The sequence below is a fragment of the Lentzea sp. NPDC051838 genome (genome assembly GCF_040681245.1).
Classification (GTDB): Bacteria; Actinomycetota; Actinomycetes; order Mycobacteriales; family Pseudonocardiaceae; genus Lentzea.
The window spans coordinates 16,759-38,064 of sequence record NZ_JBFAYI010000048.1; the positions used below are offsets into that span (position 1 = coordinate 16,759).

17 protein-coding genes are annotated in these 21,306 nt (G+C 68.5%); 7 read left to right on the forward strand and 10 right to left on the reverse strand.

Annotated elements, in window-relative coordinates; all coding sequences use genetic code 11:
• Position 1: 1 nt before the first annotated feature.
• Genes AB0M24_RS45335 through AB0M24_RS45345 form a run of 3 tightly spaced genes read right to left on the reverse strand, consistent with a single transcriptional unit; the run spans position 2 to position 4,366 of the window.
• Positions 2 to 400, reverse strand: a complete 399-nt coding sequence (locus tag AB0M24_RS45335) for a DUF4233 domain-containing protein (RefSeq protein WP_363780971.1) — start codon at positions 398 to 400, stop codon at positions 2 to 4.
• Positions 397 to 1,734 carry a folylpolyglutamate synthase/dihydrofolate synthase family protein gene (locus AB0M24_RS45340; RefSeq protein WP_363780973.1) on the reverse strand — a complete coding sequence of 446 codons (1,338 nt, stop codon included), beginning with the start codon at positions 1,732 to 1,734 and terminating at the stop codon, positions 397 to 399. The genes AB0M24_RS45335 and AB0M24_RS45340 overlap by 4 nt, the downstream gene beginning before the upstream one ends.
• 4 nt (positions 1,735 to 1,738) lie before the next feature.
• Positions 1,739 to 4,366, reverse strand: coding sequence for a valine--tRNA ligase (locus tag AB0M24_RS45345; protein ID WP_363780975.1), 2,628 nt, complete (start codon positions 4,364 to 4,366; stop codon positions 1,739 to 1,741).
• Positions 4,367 to 4,451: 85 nt separating this feature from the next.
• On the opposite strand from AB0M24_RS45345, the gene AB0M24_RS45350 reads away from it, so the two are divergent.
• The 3 genes from AB0M24_RS45350 to AB0M24_RS45360 all read left to right on the forward strand — a co-directional run bounded on the left by AB0M24_RS45350 (position 4,452) and on the right by AB0M24_RS45360 (position 8,227).
• Positions 4,452 to 4,904 carry a hypothetical protein gene (locus tag AB0M24_RS45350; protein WP_363780976.1) on the forward strand — a complete coding sequence of 151 codons (453 nt, stop codon included), beginning with the start codon at positions 4,452 to 4,454 and terminating at the stop codon, positions 4,902 to 4,904.
• Between the two features lies 1 nt (position 4,905).
• Complete coding sequence (locus tag AB0M24_RS45355; protein ID WP_363780978.1) at positions 4,906 to 5,793, forward strand: hypothetical protein; 888 nt, start codon at positions 4,906 to 4,908, stop codon at positions 5,791 to 5,793.
• Between the two features lie 148 nt (positions 5,794 to 5,941).
• Positions 5,942 to 8,227 (forward strand): FdhF/YdeP family oxidoreductase, encoded by a 2,286-nt coding sequence (locus tag AB0M24_RS45360; RefSeq protein ID WP_363780980.1) that lies wholly within the window; start codon positions 5,942 to 5,944, stop codon positions 8,225 to 8,227.
• Here AB0M24_RS45360 and AB0M24_RS45365 read toward each other — a convergent pair.
• Both AB0M24_RS45365 and AB0M24_RS45370 read right to left on the reverse strand, forming a co-directional pair.
• Positions 8,220 to 10,412, reverse strand: a complete 2,193-nt coding sequence (locus AB0M24_RS45365; protein WP_363780982.1) for a glycosyl hydrolase family 28 protein — start codon at positions 10,410 to 10,412, stop codon at positions 8,220 to 8,222. The two genes, AB0M24_RS45360 and AB0M24_RS45365, sit on opposite strands and share 8 nt — an antisense overlap.
• Positions 10,413 to 10,686: 274 nt before the next feature.
• Positions 10,687 to 11,244, reverse strand: a complete 558-nt coding sequence (locus AB0M24_RS45370; RefSeq protein ID WP_363780984.1) for a helix-turn-helix domain-containing protein — start codon at positions 11,242 to 11,244, stop codon at positions 10,687 to 10,689.
• A 73-nt stretch (positions 11,245 to 11,317) separates the two neighbouring features.
• On the opposite strand from AB0M24_RS45370, the gene AB0M24_RS45375 reads away from it, so the two are divergent.
• Positions 11,318 to 11,923, forward strand: coding sequence for a DUF2238 domain-containing protein (locus AB0M24_RS45375; protein ID WP_363780986.1), 606 nt, complete (start codon positions 11,318 to 11,320; stop codon positions 11,921 to 11,923).
• Here the strand turns inward: AB0M24_RS45375 and AB0M24_RS45380 are convergent.
• Both AB0M24_RS45380 and AB0M24_RS45385 read right to left on the reverse strand, forming a co-directional pair.
• Positions 11,868 to 12,359 carry a hypothetical protein gene (locus AB0M24_RS45380; protein ID WP_363780988.1) on the reverse strand — a complete coding sequence of 164 codons (492 nt, stop codon included), beginning with the start codon at positions 12,357 to 12,359 and terminating at the stop codon, positions 11,868 to 11,870. The genes AB0M24_RS45375 and AB0M24_RS45380 overlap by 56 nt on opposite strands.
• Before the next feature lie 59 nt (positions 12,360 to 12,418).
• Positions 12,419 to 13,933, reverse strand: a complete 1,515-nt coding sequence (locus tag AB0M24_RS45385) for an NAD(P)/FAD-dependent oxidoreductase (protein ID WP_363780990.1) — start codon at positions 13,931 to 13,933, stop codon at positions 12,419 to 12,421.
• 64 nt (positions 13,934 to 13,997) lie between these two features.
• On the opposite strand from AB0M24_RS45385, the gene fdhD reads away from it, so the two are divergent.
• The 3 genes from fdhD to AB0M24_RS45400 are packed head-to-tail and all read left to right on the forward strand — an operon-like array spanning position 13,998 to position 16,862.
• A complete protein-coding gene (fdhD, locus tag AB0M24_RS45390) occupies positions 13,998 to 14,825 on the forward strand; it encodes a formate dehydrogenase accessory sulfurtransferase FdhD (RefSeq protein ID WP_363780992.1) in 828 nt (275 codons plus the stop codon).
• Positions 14,812 to 15,942, forward strand: coding sequence for a CaiB/BaiF CoA-transferase family protein (locus AB0M24_RS45395; RefSeq protein ID WP_363780994.1), 1,131 nt, complete (start codon positions 14,812 to 14,814; stop codon positions 15,940 to 15,942). The genes fdhD and AB0M24_RS45395 overlap by 14 nt, the downstream gene beginning before the upstream one ends.
• A 38-nt stretch (positions 15,943 to 15,980) precedes the next feature.
• The gene (locus AB0M24_RS45400) at positions 15,981 to 16,862 is read left to right on the forward strand and encodes an alpha/beta hydrolase-fold protein (RefSeq protein WP_363780997.1); all 882 of its coding nucleotides are present in this window, start codon (positions 15,981 to 15,983) and stop codon (positions 16,860 to 16,862) included.
• Here the strand turns inward: AB0M24_RS45400 and AB0M24_RS45405 are convergent.
• The 3 genes from AB0M24_RS45405 to AB0M24_RS45415 are packed head-to-tail and all read right to left on the reverse strand — an operon-like array spanning position 16,859 to position 21,296.
• Complete coding sequence (locus AB0M24_RS45405) at positions 16,859 to 18,154, reverse strand: serine hydrolase domain-containing protein (RefSeq protein ID WP_363780999.1); 1,296 nt, start codon at positions 18,152 to 18,154, stop codon at positions 16,859 to 16,861. The two genes, AB0M24_RS45400 and AB0M24_RS45405, sit on opposite strands and share 4 nt — an antisense overlap.
• Positions 18,151 to 20,682, reverse strand: coding sequence for a serine hydrolase domain-containing protein (locus tag AB0M24_RS45410; protein WP_363781001.1), 2,532 nt, complete (start codon positions 20,680 to 20,682; stop codon positions 18,151 to 18,153). Before AB0M24_RS45410 ends, AB0M24_RS45405 begins: the two co-directional genes overlap by 4 nt.
• A gap of 20 nt (positions 20,683 to 20,702) precedes the next feature.
• Positions 20,703 to 21,296 (reverse strand): alpha/beta fold hydrolase, encoded by a 594-nt coding sequence (locus tag AB0M24_RS45415; protein ID WP_363781003.1) that lies wholly within the window; start codon positions 21,294 to 21,296, stop codon positions 20,703 to 20,705.
• Positions 21,297 to 21,306 lie beyond the last annotated feature (10 nt).

The window sequence follows — 21,306 nt, forward strand, 5'->3', positions numbered from 1 at the left end:
GCTAGGACTGCTGCTGTTGTTGCTGCGCGGGAAGGCGGCCTTCGGCCATGCGCTTGAGCAGGTCCTTGCGCAGCCACAGCATGTAGATCCAGACCAGGCCGAAGATCACGCCGATCACGCCCAGCGCGGGCAGCAGGATCCAGGTGGCGATCAGGAGCACGTGCAGCGCGACTACCGCGGGGATGGCCCACGGGCGGCGGACGAAGGCGCACATCGCGATGAACACCGCGATGAAGCCGAACGCCACCCAGCCGACCAGGGTGCCCACGCCGCCGTGCAGTTTGGCGATCACCGGCAGGGCCAGGCCCACGACGATGACCTCGAGGATCAGCGTGCCGGCCATGATGCCGCGGAAGGCCTTCAGCGGGTCCTTCTTCAAAGGGGCTGGCTCGGTGGTCATGCCGGCTCCTTTCCGAACAGGGCACGGGCCTCGCCCGCGGTGACGACGGAACCGGTGACGATCACGCCGCCGCCGGACAGCTCGTCCTCGGTGAGGTGGATGGCTTCCTCGATGGCGTCGGCGAGGCGCGGACGGACTTCGAAGCGGTCCTCGCCGAAGATCGGGACGGCGATGCCGGCGAGCACGTCCGGGTCCATGGCGCGCGGGGACGAGTTGGTGGTGATCACCAGCTCCTGCACGACCGGTTCCAGGGCGGAGAGGATGCCCTCGGCGTCCTTGTCGGACATGACGGCGACGACCGCGACGAGCTTGCGGAAGCCGAACTCCGAGTCCAACGCGCGAGCCAGTGCGGCGGCGCCGTGCGGGTTGTGCGCGGCATCGACGAAGACGTTGGGGGCGGAGCGGACGCGCTCCAGGCGGCCTGGCGTGATGACCGAGGCGAAACCTTCGCGAACCATCTCCACGTCGAGCTGACGATCGGCACCGGCACCGAAGAACGCCTCCACCGACGCCAGTGCCAGAGCGGCGTTGGCTGCCTGGTGTTCGCCGTGCAGCGGAAGGAAGATGTCCTCGTAGACGCCGCCGAGGCCCTGCAACGTGATCATCTGGCCGCCGACCGCGACCGAGCGCGAGACGACGCCGAACTCGCTGCCGAAGCGGGCGATCATCGCGTCGACCTCGGCCACGCGTTCGAGGATGACCTTCATCGCCTCGGGGCCCTGCTCGGCGACGATCGCCACCGAGTCCGGCTTGATGATGCCGGCCTTCTCGCGCGCGATGTCCTCGACGCGCGTGCCGAGGTACTCGGTGTGGTCGAGGCCGATCGGCGTCAGCACGGCGATCTTCGCGTCCATGATCGAGGTCGCGTCCCACGTGCCGCCCATGCCGACCTCGACGACGGCGACGTCGACGGGCGCGTCCGCGAAGGCCGCGTAGGCCATGCCGGTGAGCACCTCGAACTTGCTCAGCGGGATCTCGGACTGCGAGTCGACCATCGCGAGGTACGGCTCGATGTCGCGGTAGACCTCGACGTACCGCTCGGGCGCGATCGGCTGGTTGTCGAGGCTGATCCGCTCGGTCGCGAGCTGCAGGTGCGGGCTCGTGTAGCGGCCGGTCCGCAGACCGATGCGCGTGAACAGCGCATCGGTCATGCGGGACGTCGACGTCTTGCCGTTGGTGCCCGTCAGCTGAACCACGGGGTAGTTCGTCTGCGGGTCGCCGAGCACGTGCGCCAGCGCCTTGATCCGGTCCAGCGACGGCTCGAGCTTGGTCTCGGGCCACCGCTGGTTGAGCTCGTTCTCGACGTCGAGGAACTCGTCGAGGTTCGTTTCCACGGAACTACGCCTCCGGCAACGCCGCGAGGCGCTCGTTGATGCGGGTGATGTCGGACTCGGCGGCGGCCTTGCGCTCTTCGATCTTGGCGCGGACGTCCGCGGGCGCCTTGGCGAGGAACGCCTCGTTGCCCAGCTTCTTCGTCGTGCCGTCGAGCTCCTTCTGCGCCGCCGCCAGGTCCTTCTCGAGGCGCTTGCGCTCGGCCACGACGTCGATCGCGCCGGACAGGTCCAGCTCGACCTTCACCGCGCCCTTGGGCAGACCGACCTCCAGCGTCGCGGAGACGGTGAACTCGTCGCCCGGCTCGGTCAGGCGCGTGATCGAGCGCACCGACGGCACCTGGTCGATCAGGCCGACGCAGCACGCGCCGCGGACCTTGCCCGCGACCTTCTGCCCCGGCTTGAGGCCCTGCTCGGAACGGAACCGGCGGATCTCGCTGATCAACTTCTTCAGACCCTCGATCTGCGCGCGGGCATCCTCATCCCGCTCCCCGCCGACCGGCTTGGGCCACTCCGCGACGACGAGCGACTCCTCGCCGGTCAGCGCGGTCCACAGCGTCTCGGTGATGAACGGGATCGACGGGTGCAGCAGGCGCAGCAGGACGTCGAGGACGTGACCCAGCACCGACTGCGTGGCCTCGACGCGGCCTTCCGCGATCTGGACCTTCGCGATCTCCAGGTACCAGTCGCAGAACTCGTCCCACGTGAAGCGGTAGAGCGCGTCGCAGCCGCGGGAGAACTGGAACGCCTCGAAGTTCGAGTCCACAGTGGACACGAGTTCGTCGAGGGTGTCCAGGATCCAGCGGTCCGCGGCCGTGAGTTCGGAACGATCCGGCAGCGGGCGAGAAACCGTTGCACCGTTGGACAAAGCGAACCGCGTGGCGTTCCACAGCTTCGTGGTGAAGCTGCGCGCCCCGGCGGCCCACTCCTCCGCGACCGCGAGGTCCGAACCGGGGTTCGCCCCGCGCAGCAACGTGAAGCGCGTCGCGTCGGCGCCGTAGCGGTCCATCCACTCCAGCGGGTCGATGCCGTTGCCCTTGGACTTCGACATCTTCTTGCCGTACTGGTCACGAACCAGGCCGTGCAGGAAGACGTGGTCGAACGGCTGGACCTCGCCCATCGCGTACAGGCCGAACATCATCATCCGGACGACCCAGAAGAACAGGATGTCGTAGCCGGTCGACAGAACCGTGGTGGGATAGAACTTCTTGAGGTCCTCGGTCTCGTCCGGCCAGCCCAAGGTCGAGAACGGCCACAGACCAGAGGAGAACCAGGTGTCGAGGACGTCCTCGTCCTGACGCCAGCCCTCACCCGTCGGCGCCTCGTCATCCGGTCCGACGCAGACGACCTCGCCGTTCGGCCCGTACCAGACCGGAATCCGGTGGCCCCACCACAGCTGGCGCGAGATGCACCAGTCGTGCAGGTTGTCGGTCCAGTCGAAGTAGCGCTTGTTCAGCTCGGCCGGGTGGATCTTGGTGCGGCCGTCGCGCACCGCCGCCGAAGCCGCCGCCGCGATGCCCTCGACCTTGACCCACCACTGCAGGGACAGCCGCGGCTCGACGACCGTGTCGCAGCGGGAGCAGTGGCCGACCGCGTGGACGTACGGGCGCTTCTCCGCGACGATCCGGCCCTCGGCGCGCAACGCGGCGACGATCGCCGGACGCGCCTCGAACCGGTCGAGCCCGAAGAACGGGCCGTGCGCGGTGATCGTGGCGCGCTCATCCATGATCGTCAGGTTGGGCAGGTTGTGGCGCTGCCCGATCTCGAAGTCGTTCGGGTCGTGCGCGGGCGTGACCTTGACGGCGCCCGTGCCGAACTTCGGGTCGACGTGCTCGTCCGCGACGATCGGGATCTTGCGGCCGGTCAGCGGCAGTTCGACCTCGGTGCCGATGAGGTGCTGGTAGCGCTCGTCGTCCGGGTGGACGGCGACCGCGGTGTCCCCGAGCATCGTCTCGGCGCGCGTGGTCGCGACGACGATCGAGTTCTCACCCTCGCCGTAGCGGATCGAGACGAGCTCGCCGTCGTCGTCGCTGTGGTCGACCTCGATGTCCGACAACGCCGTCTGGCAGCGCGGGCACCAGTTGATGATCCGCTCCGCCTGGTAGATCAGGCCGTCGTCGAACATCTTCTTGAAGATCGTCTGGACGGCGCGCGACAGGCCCTCGTCCATGGTGAACCGGGTGCGCGTCCAGTCGACGCCGTCACCGAGGCGGCGCATCTGGCCGAGGATCTTGCCGCCGACCTCCTCGCGCCACTCCCAGACGCGCTCGACGAACTTCTCGCGCCCGAGGTCGTGCCGCGACAGGCCTTCACCCGCGAGCGCCCGCTCGACGGCGTTCTGCGTCGCGATGCCCGCGTGGTCGGTGCCCGGCAGCCACAGGACCTCGTAGCCCTGCATGCGGCGGCGCCTGGTCAGCGCGTCCATGACCGAGTGGTTCAGGGCGTGGCCCATGTGCAGGCTGCCGTTGACGTTCGGCGGCGGCAGCACGATGGTGAACGGCGGCTTGTCGCTGTTCGGGTCCGCCGTGAAGTAGCCCCGGTCGACCCACCGCTGGTACAGCTCCGCCTCTACCTCCGCCGGAGTCCACGCGGCGGGGAGGTCAGGACGCTGGGTTGCGGTGTCGAGTTCAGTCACAGCTGTCAAGTCTACGGAGCGCCGGGTATCGACTTAAACCGAGATACCTGCTAACGGGCTCCGGGCGACGTAGCATCCCCGAACCGTGGCACCACCTGGGGGAATCCAAGATCTTTTCGCGGGCACCGAGGCCGTCGGCTGGGCTCGGGGCGCGGCCGGCATCGAGCCGCTGACCGACGACCCGGCGTACCTGGCCGTGCGGCGGGCGCTGGTCCTGGCGCGTGTCGACTGCGACCCGGCGGCGTTCCTGGACTTCGTCGCACCCGAGTCGCGGAGGGTCTTCGGCCGCGACGCGCTGCTGCCGTCGCTGGTCACGCTGCGGAAGCCGCGCGAGGTGCGGGTGAGCGGATCGATGTTCGAGGCGACCGACCAGCACGACCGGCTCGTCGTGATGACCGACTACCGGTTCGCATACGCGCTGGACAACCCGGACGGCTCCCCGAGCGTGGTGTTCCTGACAGCGCAGGCCGACTTCCAGCTGCGGGACGACGGCTTGACGGTCCTCGCCGCGACGACCACTGAAAGACCTGGGGGATGAAATGCCGTACGACCTCGAGGACCACCCGGACCTGAAGGACGCGGCCTGGATCCGCAAGGCGAACAAACTCGCCAAGCGGGACATCCGCAGGCAGCGCAGACAGGCGCGCCTGCGCCGGCACGGCGGCAAGGTCGTGTCCCTGATCGCGCTGGTCGTCATCGGCGCGGTGCTGTTCGGTCTCCACAAAGCCGGCAAGTTCGGCGAGGTGTCGCTGCCGGAGATGAAGCTGCCCGCCGCCTACCACGGGGTCGACACCGAGAACCCGTTCGCCCGCACGCCGGCCGAGCAGTGGGCCGAGGGCGAGAAGGGCATCGTCGCGCCCGACCAGAACCCGGAGTACACGGCGCTCTACGAGGCCGCGCGCAAGGCCGTCATGGCCGGGCACCTCGACCGGGCCGTGGTCGTCGAACGCAACCGCGAGCCGTTGCTCTCGATGCTGGCGCCGGACAACCGCGCGCACTTCGAGCCCATCAAGGACACCGTGCTGTGGACCAGCATCAAGGAGGGCACGACGCTGCTGCCCGTGCCGGTCAGGGTCGACGGGCGGATGTGGGCCGACCGGGACGCGGACGGCCGCCCGCTCGTGCACACCAGCTACCGGTTCGCCTACGCGTTCGATCCGGGCGACAGGAAGGACTCCTTGGTCGAGCAGACCGAGCTGCTCGCGATGGTGCGGTCCGACGCCGACTTCGTGCTCACGGAGGAAGGGCTCTGGGTCGTGAAGATCGACGGCTACACGTATCTGATGGCGTGCAAGGCGGCCGAGGAGGGCTACCTCGCACCGGCCTTCACCGAGAAGCCGAAGCCGGCCGGCAAGACCAGCGACCGCTCGACCGAGGAGTGGTTCGCCTCCAACGCGCCGATGCCGACCGACGACGGCTGCAAGTGATCACTCTTTCAGAGGTGCCGCACAGAGGTGACGGCGATCACAATTAGCCGTCACGGACCGTCTAACCCCTTGGGGCCCGTGACGACGACGCCGCCGCGTTCTTCGGGGGCGCTGGCGGCGCCGACGTCGATCAGCGAACAATGGACGTATGAGCAGCAAGCCCCCGCAGCACGACGTCGACGAGTCCGCGCTCGAAGTCAGCACTCCCAAGACATGGGCGGCGGGCATTCCCGGCGTGCTCGTGTCGCTCGACCGCGCGGTCGAGCAGATGGGTGTCAGCCGGACCGTCAAGACGTTGCGCCTGCTCAACCAGCGTGAAGGTTTCGACTGTCCCGGTTGCGCCTGGCCGGAGCCGCAGGGTCACCGCAAGATGGCGGAGTTCTGCGAGAACGGCGCCAAGGCCGTCGCCGAGGAAGCCACCAAGCGACGCATCGGACCGGAGTTCTTCGCCGAGCACTCCGTCGAGAGCCTGCAGACGAAGACGGACTACTGGCTCGGGCAGCAGGGTCGCCTCACCGAGCCGATGGTCCTCAAGCCGGGTGCGACGCACTACTCGCCGATCAGCTGGGACGCCGCGTTCACGCTGATCGCGGAGGAGCTGAACGCGCTCTCCTCACCCGATGAGGCGATCTTCTACACGTCCGGCCGCACCAGCAACGAGGCCGCGTTCCTCTACCAGTTGCTGGTCCGCTCGTTCGGCACCAACAACCTGCCGGACTGCTCGAACATGTGCCACGAGTCGTCGGGCGCCGCGCTCAACGAGACCATCGGCATCGGCAAGGGCTCGGTGTCGATCAAGGACTTCGAGCTCGCCGACCTGATCGTGGTCGTCGGCCAGAACCCCGGCACGAACCACCCGCGGATGCTGTCCGCGCTGGAGGACGCCAAGAAGAACGGCGCGAAGATCATCGCGGTCAACCCGTTGCCGGAAGCCGGGCTGATGCGGTTCAAGAACCCGCAGAACGTCGCGGGCGTCATCGGTCGCGGCACCGCGCTGTGCGACGAGTTCGTGCAGATCAAGGTCGGCGGCGACCAGGCGCTGTTCCAGGCGATCGCGCACCTGTTGCTGGAGTGGGACAAGGTCGACCGCGAGTTCATCAACGCCAAGACGCACGGCTTCGAGTCCTACGCCGAGCACGTCAAGGACCTCGACTGGGACGCCGTGCTCACCGCGACCGGCCTGACCCGCGAGCAGATCACCCGCGTCGCCGGCATGTTCGTCGACTCGAAGGCCACGATCGCCTGCTGGGCCATGGGTCTGACGCAGCACAAGCACAGCGTGCCGACGATCCGCGAGGTCGCGAACGTCATGTTCCTGCGCGGCATGATCGGCAAGCCCGGCGCCGGCCTGTGCCCCGTGCGCGGCCACTCGAACGTGCAGGGCGACCGCACGATGGGCATCTACGAGAAGATGCCCGAGAAGTTCCTGCTGGCGCTGGAGAACGAGTTCAGCATCTCCGTCCCGCGCAAGCACGGCTTCGACACCGTGGACGCCATCAACGCCATGCGCCACGGCCGCGGCAAGGTGTTCATCGCGATGGGCGGCAACTTCGTCAGCGCCACCCCGGACACCCCGGTGACCGAGAAGGCGCTGGAGCAGTGCTCGCTGACCGTGCACGTCTCCACGAAGCTCAACCGCTCGCACGTGATCCACGGTCGCACCGCTTTGATCCTGCCCGCGCTGGGCCGCACCGAGAGCGACGTCCAGCACTCGGGTGAGCAGTTCGTGACGGTCGAGGACTCGATGTCGGTCGTGCACCGCTCGCGAGGCCGGTTGACGCCCGCGTCGGACCAGCTGCTGTCCGAGGTCTCGATCGTCTGCCGGCTCGCCCGCAAGACGCTCGGCTCGTCGCATCCCGTTGCCTGGGAGGACTTCGAGAAGGACTACGACATCATCCGCGAGCACATCTCGCGCGTGGTGCCGGGCTGCACCGACTACAACACGCGCGTGCGCCAGCCCGACGGTTTCGTGCTGCCGCACCCGCCGCGCGACAAGCAGGAGTTCGCGACGGCGACCGGCAAGGCGAACTTCACCGCGGCGCCGATGACGGTGATCGAGGTGCCGGACGGCCGCCTGCTGATGCAGACGCTGCGCAGCCACGACCAGTACAACACCACGATCTACGGCCTGGACGACCGCTACCGCGGCGTGAAGGACGGCCGTCGCGTGGTGTTCGTGAACCCTCAGGACATTGCCGATCTGGGGTTCAAAGACGGTCAGATGGTGAACATCGTGTCGGAGTGGAAGGACGACCCGACGGGCGTTGTGGAACGCCGCGCCGAGTCGTTCCGGATCGTCTCCTACTCGACCGCGCGTGGATGCGTGGCCACGTACTTCCCCGAGGCGAACCCCTTGATCCCGCTGGACTCCAAGGCGGACACCTCGGGGACGCCGACTTCCAAGTCGGTGATCGTGCGACTGGAAGCTATTTGACTATGACGCTGTAGTTGCTCGCACCACCGTTGGGTCCCAGTTGCACCTCGCCCGCCGGGAAACCCTTGGCGTACAGGCGGAAGGTCTTCGGGGACCCTTCGGTGTTGACCAGCTGCAGCCCGCTGTCCAGCCACAAAGCGTCCATCCACGGACGTTTGCCGAGCCGCGTGTCGACCGCGACGTAGACCACCGCGTCGCGGTTGATCGTGAAGCGCGCCAACGGGTTCTGCGTCGCCGACTTCGAGTCGTTGGCGGTGCGGACCCACTTCGCGCCCGCGACCTCGGCCGGCACCGCGCTGAACGTGAAGTCGCGGTCGCCGTACTGCGCGACGCCGGTGCGCAGGTTGGTCTGCAACGACCAGTCCCCCGCGTTCCCGGTGTCCGCGACCGAAAGCGCGCTCAGCACCAGTTCGTCCGGCGCGTCCCCGATCGTCAGCTTCGCGGTGGCGGACTTGGTGATCGAGCCCGCCGTGCCGGTCACGGTGATGTCCGAGGTGCCTTCCGGGGTGTCCGGCAGAGTCGCCACTGTCATCACCGACGTGTCGCCTGGGTTGACCGTCGCCGGGTTGAACTGGACCACGGTGCCGGGCGGGACGTTCGACGCGTCCAGCGCGATCGGGCCGGGTGAGCCGGTCGCGGCCGTGCGGATCGCGTAGGACGCGGTCTCGCCGGGCTGGATCGTCCGCGCCGCCGGGTCGACGGTGAGGCTGAAGTCGTTGCTGACACCGCACTTCTCGGTCGACGACGTGTTCTGGATCCGCGGCGAACCACTCGCCCGCACGCAGAACCCGTTGACGTTGCGGAAGAGGAAGTCGGTCGGACTGTTCGTGCCGCGCTCGAAGCCGAACGTGTCGAACGTGATGTCGCTCGAGTTGTCGGTGATCACGGCGGGCCTGCCGTCGTTGTTCGTGAACGAGACCCCGCTGCCGTTCAGGAACTTGATGCGGTCGGCGTAGCGGATGTACCAGCCGTACGCGGGCCGCGTGCCGATGCTGTTCGGGTTGTAGTTGGTGCGGTCGTTGCTCGGCGGGTTGGTCGACATGGTGCCGCTGCCGCCGGGCACGTTGATCTTCACGTTGTTGAACGTCACGTCGGTCACGTGACCGTCGACGTCACCCATGATCGTCGGGCTGAATCCGCCGGACGCGCCGTTGATCGTGATGTTGTCGTAGGTGATGTTCTTGATCGTGCCGACGCCGGGACTGTTCCCGCATCGCTTGCGAGCGCCGACTTTCAGCATGATCGGCGACTTGACGCCGGTGACGGTGATGTCCTTGTAGTGCACGTCGGAGATCACCGAGCCGTCCATCGACACGAGCCCGAGACCGGACTTGTTGGAGCCGTTGATGGAGATCCGCTGGAAGTCGTAGCCGGTGAAGTCACCGCACGTCTCCGAGCCGAACATCAACGCGTTGCAACACCCCGCGCTGAGCTTGGTGTCGTAGACCTTCACGTTGCCGTTGCTGAGCTTCTGCCCGAGGGCGTAGTCGCTCTTGAACGCCAGCGCGTCGTCGTTGCCCGCGAAGTTGCCGTTGGTGATCGTCACGTTGGTGGTGCTGATGACGTTCCACCCGTCGCGGTCGCTCGCGGTGTCGATGGTCAACCGGTCGCTGACGACGTTGCGGCAGCCGTTGATCAGCATCGCGAAGTGCCCGCCACGCCGCAGCTTGATGCCGCTGACGGTGAGGTTCTCGCAGCGCGTCAACGAGATGATCTTGTCGGCCTGACCGCTGCTCGGGTTGCCGGTGATCAGCGCGCCGCCGCCGTCGATGGTGCCGGCGCCGACGAAGCCGATGTTGGTCAGCCGGTCGCCCCAGATCATGGCGTTGTGGAAGTGGCTGTGCCCGTAGTCCTGGTAGTCGTCCCACTGGTTCGGCTCAGGCTTGTCGTAGCCGCTGCCGCTCGCGCCCATGATCGTGGCGCCCGCGTCGAGCTGCAGCGTCACGTTGCTCTTCATGTGGATCGAGTTGGGCGAGCGGTAGGTGCCGGACGGGAACCTCACCGTGCCGCCACCCGCACCGTTCGCCGCCGTGATCGCCCTGTCGATGGCCGCCGTGTCGTTGGCGCTGCCGTTGCCGACGGCGCCGTAGTCCTTCACGTTGAACTCCGCCGCCTGCGCGGGTTCCGCCAGCACTGCCATGCCCAACAGTGCCGCGCTCACCGCCACGCCGAGTCTCCGGAACACCCTTGTTCTCCCCTCGGATGGGTTGAAACGTGGTGAAAACCTTTACAGCGGCGGCGAGTGCACACGCTACGCCGGTCGAACGCGACCGAACAGCCTCCAGCGACGACGGCCCGACGCGACCACGCCGCCCTTTGCCTCACGGGCGGGTTCCTCAGGTGCGCGAACGAGTCGCCGAGCCTCGGCGTCAGACTCCAACTCAGACTGCCTCATCTTCGCGATAGCAAACGCTTGGTCGTGTGACAACATGACGAATCCCCTCAGTTCGGTCAGTTGATCAGTCTTCGGCGACGGTGATGCCGAGGAACATCCGGACGGGCCGGGCGTTCTCCGGCCGCAGCGATGGATCCTCACCGCGCTCGTGGTACTTCTCCAGCAACGCTTCCAACTCGCCCTTGAGCTCAGCGAGCTCGTCCGCGTTGAGGAACTTGGTGCTGCCGGTCGTCCCCACCGAGTCGCGCCACTCATCCGGCAGCAGCTTGCGAGTGGCCAGCCGCTCCCGCAGCCTCGCGAACTCCTGGTCCAGGTAGGACATCACGGCTGCTTCGGCGGCCATCGCGGACTCGGGGTCGAGTCCGTCCGGCGAGATCGACTGCCGGGTCTGGGCGATCCGCCACGGCTTCTGCCTGCCCGGACCCTCCACCTCCTCCACGAAGCCGTACTTGGCCAGCATGTTCAGGTGGTAGGAGCAGCTCGCCACGCTCTCGTCGAGCCGCTCCGAGCACTGCGTGGCCGTGAGCGGCCCGCGCTCGCCGAGCAGGTGGAGCAGCTTCCAGCGGAACGGGTGCGAGAGCGCCCGCAGCGCCTTGGGATCGCGAACGTAGCCGTCGGTCATGACACCACGGTACCCATCTCAATAAACCTTTAGCAAGGTTCCTTGATATATAAATCCTGATATAAAACCGGCCATGATCAGCCAAGCTGTGCGCATGACTCGGGGGCAGCTGTGGTTGCTGGGAGCGTTCGGCGCACTGGTCGTGGCCACGTGGATCAACCCGCCGTGGCCCGCCGAGCAGGCACTTCACAGCTCACTGACGGCCGTGGCGCTGATCGCGCTGTGGTTGCTCCGCAAGCGCCTCGACACCGCGCAGTGGGCGTGGGCGCTGCTCTTCCTGGCGCTGCACACGATCGCGGCGCGCTGGATCTACTCGTTCGTGCCGTACGACGACTGGACGAACGCCGTCCTGGGCGTGCGACTGTCGGACGTGTTCGGGTGGGAGCGCAACCACTTCGACCGGCTCGTGCACTTCGCGTACGGCGTGTGCCTGACCGCCTTGCTGCGACAGAAGTGGTTGCGCTCGCTGGAGATCGTGCTCGCGACCAGCGCGGCCTACGAGCTGCTGGAGTGGGCGATCGCGATGACGCTCGGCGCCGAAACAGCCGAGGCCTACAACGGCCAGCAGGGCGACATGTGGGACGCCCACGCGGACATGGCGTTGGCCGCGTTGGGCGCCTTGGTCACCAGTCTGGTGAGTTTCGCGCTACGGCGGTCACGAGCGGCAACGACTCGATGATCGGCACGCGCAGCAGTTCGGCCGACTCGTCCGGGTTGCGCACCGGCTCGACCAGTTCGCGCAGCAACGCCCCGACGACGTCGTCCGCGGTCTGGTCGATCTCGTGCGCCAGGTCGCGCAGCTGAGCGGCGGCCTCGTTGAGCACGCGGGGCCGTTGCGGCTCCTCCAGCATCAACGCCGCGAGCCGCAGCACACGACGGCAGGTGCGCAGACGAAGGCTGCGGCTGGCCGACTCCGCGCCACCCGCGAGACCGAGGCGGCCGCGCGTGCGCTCGATCCACGGCTCGACGGTTTCCTTGCGCCAGATCGGGCCGGACGCGAGCTCCGCGTCCGGCTCCGGAATGCCGTGCGAGCGGCGCTTGCGCCACACCGTCACCAGCTGCCGACTGAGCCCCATGGCGTCGGCGATCTCCGCGATCCCGTAGAAGTCCCCCACGGAATCCACTGTAACCAGAGATAACGGCCTACGTCATCAAGAATGTCGCAGAATCTGTCTCAGATGCGCTCGAGGACGGCCTTCGCGGCGTTGTGGCCGCCGATACCGCTCACGCCACCGCCACGCCGGGAGCCCGCGCCGCAGACGAAGACGTTGTCCACGTCCGTCTCGACGCCCCACTTGCCGACGTCGTCGGCGCTCTCCGCGAACGGCCAGTCGAGCTCGCCGTGGAAGATGTTGCCACCCGGCAGTCCGAGCTCGTCCTCCAGGTCCAGCGGCGTGCGCGCCTCGATGCACGGTTTGCCCTCGGCGTCGGTCGCCAGGCAGTCCTGGATCGGCTCGACGAGGTGGGCGTTGAGCTGGTCGAGGTAGCGGCCCACCAGCTCGTCGCGCAGTTCGGAGTTGCGGCCCTCGAACAACGACGCGGGCAGATGCAGGCCGAACAACGTCAGCGTCTCGTGGCCCGCCAGCGACGGCCCGAGAATCGACGGGTCGGTGAGCGAGTGGCAGTACATCTCGCCCGGCAGCACCGACGGCACCTGGCCCGCGGCGCTCTCCAGGTACGCGGTCTCCAGCTGGTCGTAGGACTCGTCGAGGTGGAACGTGCCCGCGAACGCGAGCCGCGCGTCGACCCCGGACTTCAGCTCCGGCAGCTTCCGGAGCAGCATGTTGATCTTCAGCTGGCAGCCGGGTGCGTCGTGGACTTCCTTGCCCTGCAAGCGTCCCAGCACCGACGGCGCCACATTGGACAGCACGAACCGCGCCTCGACCGTTTCGCCGCCGTACGTCACCGACGCGGTCTTGCCGTCGGACTCGATCGCGGTCACCTCAGCACCCGTGACGATCTCCGCACCGGCCTCGCGAGCGACCCGTTCCAGCTCGGCGGTCACCGCGCCCATGCCGCCGACCGGCACCTTCCACTCACCCGTGCCGTTGCCGATGATGTGGTAGAGGAAGCACTTGTTGGCGCGCAACGAATGCAGCGACGAGTGCGTACCGATCAACGTGTCCGTGGCGACGACCCCGCGCACCAGGTTGTTGTCGAACAGCTCCTGCAGCGTCGCGCCGATCGGCCGTTCGAAGACCTGGTCCCACACCCGGCCGCGCGCCACCGCGTCGACGTGCACGCGCAGGTGGTCCCGGGAAACCAGTGGCTCCAAAAGAGTCGGCGCCAACGCGGCCGCCAACAGCTCCAGGTCCGCGTACCAGCGCTGCCACCGTTCCCAGTCGTCGAGCGACCCGCACACGGCCTCGAACGACCGCACGGTCGCCTCGCCGGGCGAGCGTTCGACCAGCAGCCCGGACTTGCCGTTGGGCGTGTACGACGACGCCGAACGGGACTTCAACGCCAGGTTCAGCCCCAGGTCGGCGACGATCTGGTCGGGTAACAGCGACACCAGGTAGGAGAAGCGGGACAGGCGAGCGTCGACGCCCTCCCACGGTGACGCGCTGACCGCCGCGCCGCCGACGTGCGGCAGCTTCTCCAGCACCCTGACCGACTTCCCCGCCCGTGCGAGGTACGCGGCCGCCACCAGCCCGTTGTGGCCGCCTCCCACGATCACGACGTCGTCCATGCCCCGGAATCCCTCCCACGTAGCCTGGTCGTGGGGAACATAGCGGTCCGAAGGAGATGTGCACATGGGCCGAGTGACGGTGCGCCGAGCGGTGGAGCGGGTGTCGTCGAACGGTCGGCGCCGCCGGGTGGACGCCCTGGCAGCCGAGGAACCGCTGGAGCTGAGGGTCGACGGGAAGGCGTTGGCCGTCACGATGCGCACCCCCGGCCAGGACGTCGAGCTCGCGCACGGCTTCCTGCTCAGCGAGGGTGTGATCGGGTCAGCGGAGGACGTCTCGATCGCCCGGTTCTGCGAGGGCACGGGGCCGGACGGGATGAACACCTACAACGTGCTGGACATCGCGCTGGCCGAGGGTGTGCCGCCGCCGGACACCGGGGTGGAGCGAAATTTCTACACCACCTCATCGTGTGGTGTGTGCGGGAAAGCGGCGCTCGACGCGGTGAAGCTCAAGACCCGCTACTCCCCCGCGCTCGACGACGTGCGGGTCACTCCCGAGGCGCTCACGGGCTTCCCGGACGCGTTGCGGGAACGGCAGAAGGTCTTCGAGTCGACCGGCGGGCTGCACGCGGCAGGGCTGTTCGTGAACGGCGAGCTGCTGGTCGTGCGCGAGGACGTCGGCCGCCACAACGCCGTGGACAAGGTCCTGGGCTGGGCGGTGCTGCAGAACCTGGTGCCGTTGCGCGGCGCCGTGCTGATGGTGTCCGGGCGGGCGTCGTTCGAGCTGGTGCAGAAGGCCGCGATGGCAGGGATTCCGGTGCTGGCCGCGGTGTCCGCGCCGTCGTCGCTCGCCGTGGAGCTGGCCGAGGAGCAGGGCATGACGCTCGTCGGGTTCCTGCGCGGTGACTCGATGAACGTCTACACCGGTGGGGAGCGCGTGCTTGAGACCGCTTGACGGCGTCGTCGTGGTGAGCCTGGAGCAGGCCGTGGCGGTGCCGTACGCGACGCGGCTGCTGGCCGATCTCGGGGCGCGCGTCATCAAGGTCGAACGGCCCGGCACCGGCGACTTCGCGCGGCACTACGACTCGTCGTGCGGCGACGTTTCGTCGTACTTCGCGTGGACGAACGTCGGCAAGGAGTCGGTGACGCTCGACATCAACCACCCCGACGGCCGCGAGATCCTCGAACGGCTGGTCGCCAAGGCCGATGTGCTGCTGTGCAACCTGTCGCCGTGCGTGTGGTCGCGCCTGAACCTCGACCTGCCGGAGACGCTGATCGTCGGCGAGCTGTCCGGCTACGGCTGGGACGGCCCGTACGCGGACCGCAAGGCGTTCGACGCGCTGGTGCAGTCCGAGGCCGGGCTGGTGTCGCTGACCGGCGAGGGTGACGTGATAGCCCGCGCCGGCATCTCCGTGGCGGACATCGCGGCGGGGGTGCAGCTGCACTCGGCAGTGCTGGCGGCGTTGTTGCAGAAGGCGCGCACCGGCTCCGGAGCGAGGCTGCGGCTGTCGCTGTTCGAGGCGATGGCCGAGTGGATGCACCAGCCGATGCTCTACGCCGCCGGGACGGGCGCCGCGGCTCCTCGGTCGGGCGCGCACCACCCGAGCATCGCGCCGTACGGGCCGGTGGCGTGCGCGGACGGCGCCGTGCATCTGGCCGTGCAGAACGATGGCCAGTGGCAACGGCTGTGCGGCCTGATCGGGCTCGCCGCGGAGGAGAGGTTCGCCACAGTGGCGTCCCGTGTGGAGCATCGGGACGAGCTGCAGAAGCTCCTCGAACGGGCGTTTTGCACCATGACGGCGGACGAGTTGCTGGCCGCGTTGGACGCCGCCGACGTGCCCGCCGCACTGACCCGCCCGATCACCGACCTGCCCACGCATCCGCAGCTCTCCACATGGGTTGACGTGCGGGTTCCCGGCGGATCCGTGCGGATGCTGCCGCCTCCCGTGGCCGGTTTCGAGTGGTCACCGGGTGCGGTCCCGGCCCTCGGCGCGCACACTGATCAGGTGCTGCGCTGGCTGGGCTGTTCAGAGGAGGAACTGTCCTCCTTACGCGTGCGTTCCGTCCTTTAGAAGGAAACGGGGACCGGAACCCGCGCGATGAGGTGAGCATGGGGGAACCGAGGTACAGCCGCCGCACACTGCTCGCGGCGATCGGCGTGGTCATCGCGACCGCCACCGGCGTCGCGACGTACGTGGCGTCGTCCTCCTCGGCTCCCGAACGGCAGATCGCCACGACCGACCGCGGCCAGGGCACCAGCACCGCCAAGCCGACCGTCAACTTCGAACGCGTCTACTCGAACGCCCGCCACCGCTGGGTCACGCTCGCCTTCTACCTCCCGTCCGGCACGCCCCCGCGCGGCCTGCCGATGTCGATCCTGCTGCACGGCCTGCACGGCGACGCCCGGCACGCGGCCGTGGGCGACCTGGCCGACGTGCTCGCCTCGGCCGTCGCGAAGGGCTCGGTGCCGGCGTTCGGCTTCGTCGCGGTCGACGGCGGCGACAACTACTGGCACGAGAACGTCCCGGGCGACGACCCGATGGCCATGCTGCTCGACGAGGTCCCGCGCTGGCTGCACGACCGCGGCTACGGCGAACCCTTCGCCATCACGGGCGCGTCCATGGGCGGCTTCGGCGCCCTGCTCTACGCCCGCCGCCGCGCCGAACGCGGCGACCCGATCGCCGCCACCGCCGCCATCTCCCCCGGCCTGCTGACGACGTGGCAGGAGATGGCGAAGCGGCGAGCGTTCAAGGACGAGGGCGAGTGGGCGTCGCTGGACCCGTTGCGGCACCTCAAGTCCACCGGCCCGACCGCGCTGGGCGTGTGGATCGGCGACCGCGACAGGTTCATCGAGGGCACCCGCCGGTTCATCCGCGACGTGAAGCCCGAGGTCGGCGTCGTGAAGCCGGGCGGGCACGACGACGGCTTCTACCGCAAGGTGACGCCGGACGTCGTGCGGTTCCTCGCCAAGTACGCCAAGCGCGCCGTCTAGATCCTCATCGCCGCACGGCTCCAGTGCACCCACCGCACGCGGCCGTGCTCGTCCCGATCGCCCAATGGGAGCACGCCGCTCTTGTCCACCGCGATCAGCACGTCGTCCGTGAGGTGCACGTACTCGACCTCGTCCGTCGAGATCAGCGGCGCGGTGACCGGGTCGCGTCCGGCCTTCCGCACCTTCACCCTGCCTTCGTCCGCAGGGGTGATGTGGATGTCGAGCGCGGTGCAGCGGTAGACACCCACGACCTTCTCGTGATCCACCGCCGAATCTGACGGCACCTCGGGCATCTTGCGCTTGCGCACGCCCGCGAGCTCCTCGAGCAGGTGCTCGAAGATCGCCCCGAACAACGGCCCCGCCTCGTTGCCCCCGCTGGCCAGCACGGCAACCGCGATCCCGGCGGCCGGCACGACCCGCAGCACCGACAGGTAGCCCATGGTCATGCCGGTGTGGCCGATGACGTCACCGCCCTCGTAGTTCGACAGCTCCCAGCCGAGGCCCCACCACCATCCGCCGGTGCCGAAGTCCGGATGCGCGACCTGCTTCTCGCGCATGCCGTCGAACTCGGTGGTCTCCAAGTGCATGCGTACGAACCGAAGCAGCTCACGAGCGGGCATCGCGAGCACCGAACCGGCCGCCACACCGGACTCCAGCAGGTGCTGGGTGACCGGCTCTCCCTGCAGATGCCCGTCCGCCATCTCGTGGTCGGCGTACTCGGCGCGGGACACGGCCACCCGCAACCCGAGCGGCTCGACCAGCCGTTCGCGCAGCACGTCCCGGAAAGGCTTGCCGCGCAACACTTCCACGATCCGCCCGAGCACGCCGTAGCCGCTGTTGCAGTACGAGTAGAGCTCGCCGGGCGGGGTGGGCTGCCCGGCGTCGGCGAGCAGCTGGACGAACTTCTCCAGCATGTCGTCGCCCGAGCCCGTCTCGAACCTCAGGTCGCCCTCGAACCCGGCGGTGTGCGACAGCAGGTGTCTCGGCGTGATTACCTTCGACGCCTGCTCGTCCGCGACCTTGAAGTCCGGCAGCACATCCCGAACCGGCCTGTCCAGATCGAGCAGACCTTCGTTCACCAGCTGCAGGACGAGCGTCGCCGTCCACACCTTGGTGATCGACCCGATCTGGAAGAGCGAGTCGCTCGTCACCGGCTCCTTCGTGACGGCGTTGCGCACGCCTGCTGCGGCATCAACGATTTCGCCGTCCGCGAGCACGGCGACCTGAGCGCCGACTACTCCGTGTTCCTCCAGCAGCTCCGGCAACCGGCGCTGGATCCACTCGCTGATCATTCTTCCCCCTTGGTCGCCGCCCGGCCGAAGTGGAGCCAGCGCACGTGGCCGTTCTGTCGGCAAAGGACGATCACCGCGTGCCGGCCTCCCGACGGTTCCACGGAGATCAGCGCGTCCTCGCGAAGTCCGGTGTACTCGCGTTCCTCGTCCACCATCAGCGCTTCGCCCACCCGGTTGCGGGGCTCGTAGCGCACCCGGACGCGGCCCGGTGCACCCGGCGTCACGTGCAGGTTGACGTGACCAGACCTATATGTGCCAACGACTTCGTCGACGTCCACGGGCAGCGGAGTGACCGGTGGCGTCGGGAAGGCAGGCAACCGGACTCCGCACAGCTCGCCGAGCAGGTGGTCGTAGATCTCCTGCACGAGAGGCACCGCCCGGCCGCCGTTGGTGAGCACGACGACGGCCACGCCGGCCTGCGGGATGGCACGCAGGATCGCTTGGTAGCCCATGGTGAGGCCGGTGTGGCCGATGCCCTCGACGCCGTTGTCGTAGTGCAGCAGCATCCAGCCGAGGCCTTGGTGGCCGCCGAAACCGAAGTCCGGCAGGGCGATCTGCGGTTCGCGCATCGCGGCGAAAGCCGTTGTCTCCAAGTGCATGCGCACGAACGTGAGGAGGTCGCGGGCGTTCATGGCCAGCACGCGGCCTGCCGGAGCGTCCCACTCGCGGAACGGTTCGTCGACGGGCTTTCCCCGCAGGTGACCGGAGGCGACCTGGTGGCCGGGGTACTCGGCGAGGTGGGTGGCGACGTGTGTCAGGCCGAGAGGGTCGACCAGATGCTCACGCAGTGCGGCGTGGAAAGGCTTGCCGCGCAACACTTCCACGATCCGGCCCAGCACGACGTAGCCGGCGTTGCAGTACGAGTTGAGTTCGCCGGGCGGACTGATCTGCACGGCCTCGGACAGCTGGGCGACGTAGGTCTCGATCGTGTCCGGGTCGCCGCTGTCGACCTCGGCGAACTTGTCGCCCTCGAAGCCCGCAGTGTGGGTCAGCAGGTGGCGAGGTGTCACGTCCGGCCTGAACTCGGGCAGCACGTCCCGCACGGGACGATCGAGATCCAGCAGGCCCTCGTGGACGAGCTGCATGACCAGCGTGGCCGTCCAGATCTTCGTGATCGAGCCGATCTGGAAGAGCGAGTCGGTCGTCACCGGCTCGTTCGAGTCGTTGCGGCGCAGACCCGCTGCCGCGTCGACGATTCGGCCGTCGTGCAGCACAGCCACTTGGGCGCCGACGACTCCGTGCTCCTCCAGCAGTTCGGGGAGCCTGCGGGTGATCCACTCGGCCGGGGTGTCGACCCGTTCGGCGTTCTGGCCGAAGTACAGCCAGCGCCCGTTCACACCGAGCACCGTGTGCGGCTCGTCGACGGCGATCAGGGCGTTGTCGTGCAGCACCGTGAACTCGCGAACCGGGCGTTCCAGCGACCTGGTGAGCTCGGTACGGCCCTCGTAGCGGACCTGCACACGCCCCTCGTCCGCGGGCGTCACGTGGACGTCGTACCCGGCGCACCGGTAGACGCCTGCGACCCTGGCGAGGTCCACCGGGATCGGCACCGCCGGCGGGACGGGCCGAGGATGCGCGCGCACGCCCAAGAACTGTTCGCGGACCGCGTCGAACACGGGCTGGGCATCGCCGCCGTTGGTCAGCACCGCGACGGCCACCCCGGTCTCCGGCACGACCCGCAGGAAGGACTCGATGCCCTTGTTGCCGCCGTTGTGGCCGATCACCGTGCCGTCGACGCCGTCCACGATCATCCAGCCGAGGCCCCACGAGCAGTGGTCGCCCAGGTCGGGCAGCCGGAACTGGCGCCGACGCATCACGGCGAGACCTGGCGTGCCGAAATGCATGCGCACGAACGCAAGCAGGTCGCGCGCGCTCGTGGCCAACGCCGAACCGGCCGGGAAGTCGGACACCGGCCCGTAGTCGCTCACCGGACCGCCGTCCAGGTGACCGTCGGCGATGTGCGCACCCCGGACGATGTGCGTCTCGATGGTGAGGCCCAGCGGATCCGCGAGACGTTCGCGCAGGAGCGTGTTGAACGGCTTGCCGCGCAGCACCTCCACGATCCGGCCGAGCACCGAGAAGCCGCTGTTGCAGTACGACCAGAGCTCGCCCGGCGGCGACACCTGCTCGGCGTCGGCCAGCAGCGCCACGAACTTCTCGACGGCGTGGTCACCCGTGCCGGTGTCGAAGAACAGGTCGCCCTCGATGCCCGCGGTGTGCGTCAGCAGGTGGCGAGGTGTCACGACCGGCCTGAACTCGGGCAGGACGTCCCGCACGGGACGGTCGAGGTCGAGCAGGCCCTCGTTCGCCAGCTCCTGGACGAGCGTGGCCGTCCAGATCTTGGTGATGGACGCGATCTGGAACAGCGACTCGCCCGTCACCGGCGCGCGGGTCTCACTGTTCAGGACACCCGCGGCAGCGCTGAAGATCTCGCCGTCGACCAGGACCGCCGCCTGCGCGCCGACCACGCCGTGTTCCGCGATCAGTTCGGGCAGCCTGCGTCGCAGCCATTCGGTTGTGCTGTGCACGTTCCCCCCAGGAACTTGAGTCAGCGCGGTGAGAGCGGCACCGTCTTCGACCGCACCCACTTGAGCACGGCGGGCCACTCCCCGTAGCCCGCGTCGATGTTGATGTGCGCCGCGTCGGGCAGCACGTCGACCTCGATCCGCAACGTCTCCGCGAGCTGCTTGGCGGCGGGCATCGAGCAGTACGGGTCGCCGTCGCCCACGACCAGGCGCGTCTCGGTGGCAGCGCGGCGCAGACCGGCCGGGTCGAGCGGGGCCGGGAAGAACGACTTGATGGCCGGTTCCGGGAAGTCCGGCGCGGGCGGGGCCACCAGCAGCACGCGGTCGACGTGCCCCCTGCCCTTCAGGACGCTGCCCTCGCGGGCGGCGTGGTGCAGCCAGAGGTAGCACCCGAGCGAGTGGGCGACGACGACCCGTTCGCGGTCGGTGGGCGCGGCTTCGAGGTGGGTGTCGAGCTCACGCAGCCAGGTGTCGCGGTCGGGCTGGTCCGGGTCGCTGAAGTGGGGCATGTCGGCCATGCCGCCGTGCTCGGAGACCGTCTGGGCCAGCCAGCGCTGCCAGTGACCGGGACCGGAACCGGTGTAGCCGTGGATCAGGAGCACGTGAGGCAGCGACATGCCTCCACCT

Excerpts from the sequence above, each read along its gene's own strand:
- AB0M24_RS45335 (WP_363780971.1), bottom strand. The coding sequence starts at position 400 with ATGACCACCGAGCCAGCCCCTTTGAAGAAGGACCCGCTGAAGGCCTTC.
- AB0M24_RS45355 (WP_363780978.1), top strand. The coding sequence starts at position 4,906 with ATGCCGTACGACCTCGAGGACCACCCGGACCTGAAGGACGCGGCCTGG.
- AB0M24_RS45360 (WP_363780980.1), top strand. The coding sequence starts at position 5,942 with ATGAGCAGCAAGCCCCCGCAGCACGACGTCGACGAGTCCGCGCTCGAA.
- AB0M24_RS45370 (WP_363780984.1), bottom strand. The coding sequence starts at position 11,244 with ATGACCGACGGCTACGTTCGCGATCCCAAGGCGCTGCGGGCGCTCTCG.
- AB0M24_RS45375 (WP_363780986.1), top strand. The coding sequence starts at position 11,318 with ATGATCAGCCAAGCTGTGCGCATGACTCGGGGGCAGCTGTGGTTGCTG.
- AB0M24_RS45385 (WP_363780990.1), bottom strand. The coding sequence starts at position 13,933 with ATGGACGACGTCGTGATCGTGGGAGGCGGCCACAACGGGCTGGTGGCG.
- fdhD (WP_363780992.1), top strand. The coding sequence starts at position 13,998 with ATGGGCCGAGTGACGGTGCGCCGAGCGGTGGAGCGGGTGTCGTCGAAC.
- AB0M24_RS45400 (WP_363780997.1), top strand. The coding sequence starts at position 15,981 with ATGGGGGAACCGAGGTACAGCCGCCGCACACTGCTCGCGGCGATCGGC.
- AB0M24_RS45405 (WP_363780999.1), bottom strand. The coding sequence starts at position 18,154 with ATGATCAGCGAGTGGATCCAGCGCCGGTTGCCGGAGCTGCTGGAGGAA.
- AB0M24_RS45415 (WP_363781003.1), bottom strand. The coding sequence starts at position 21,296 with ATGTCGCTGCCTCACGTGCTCCTGATCCACGGCTACACCGGTTCCGGT.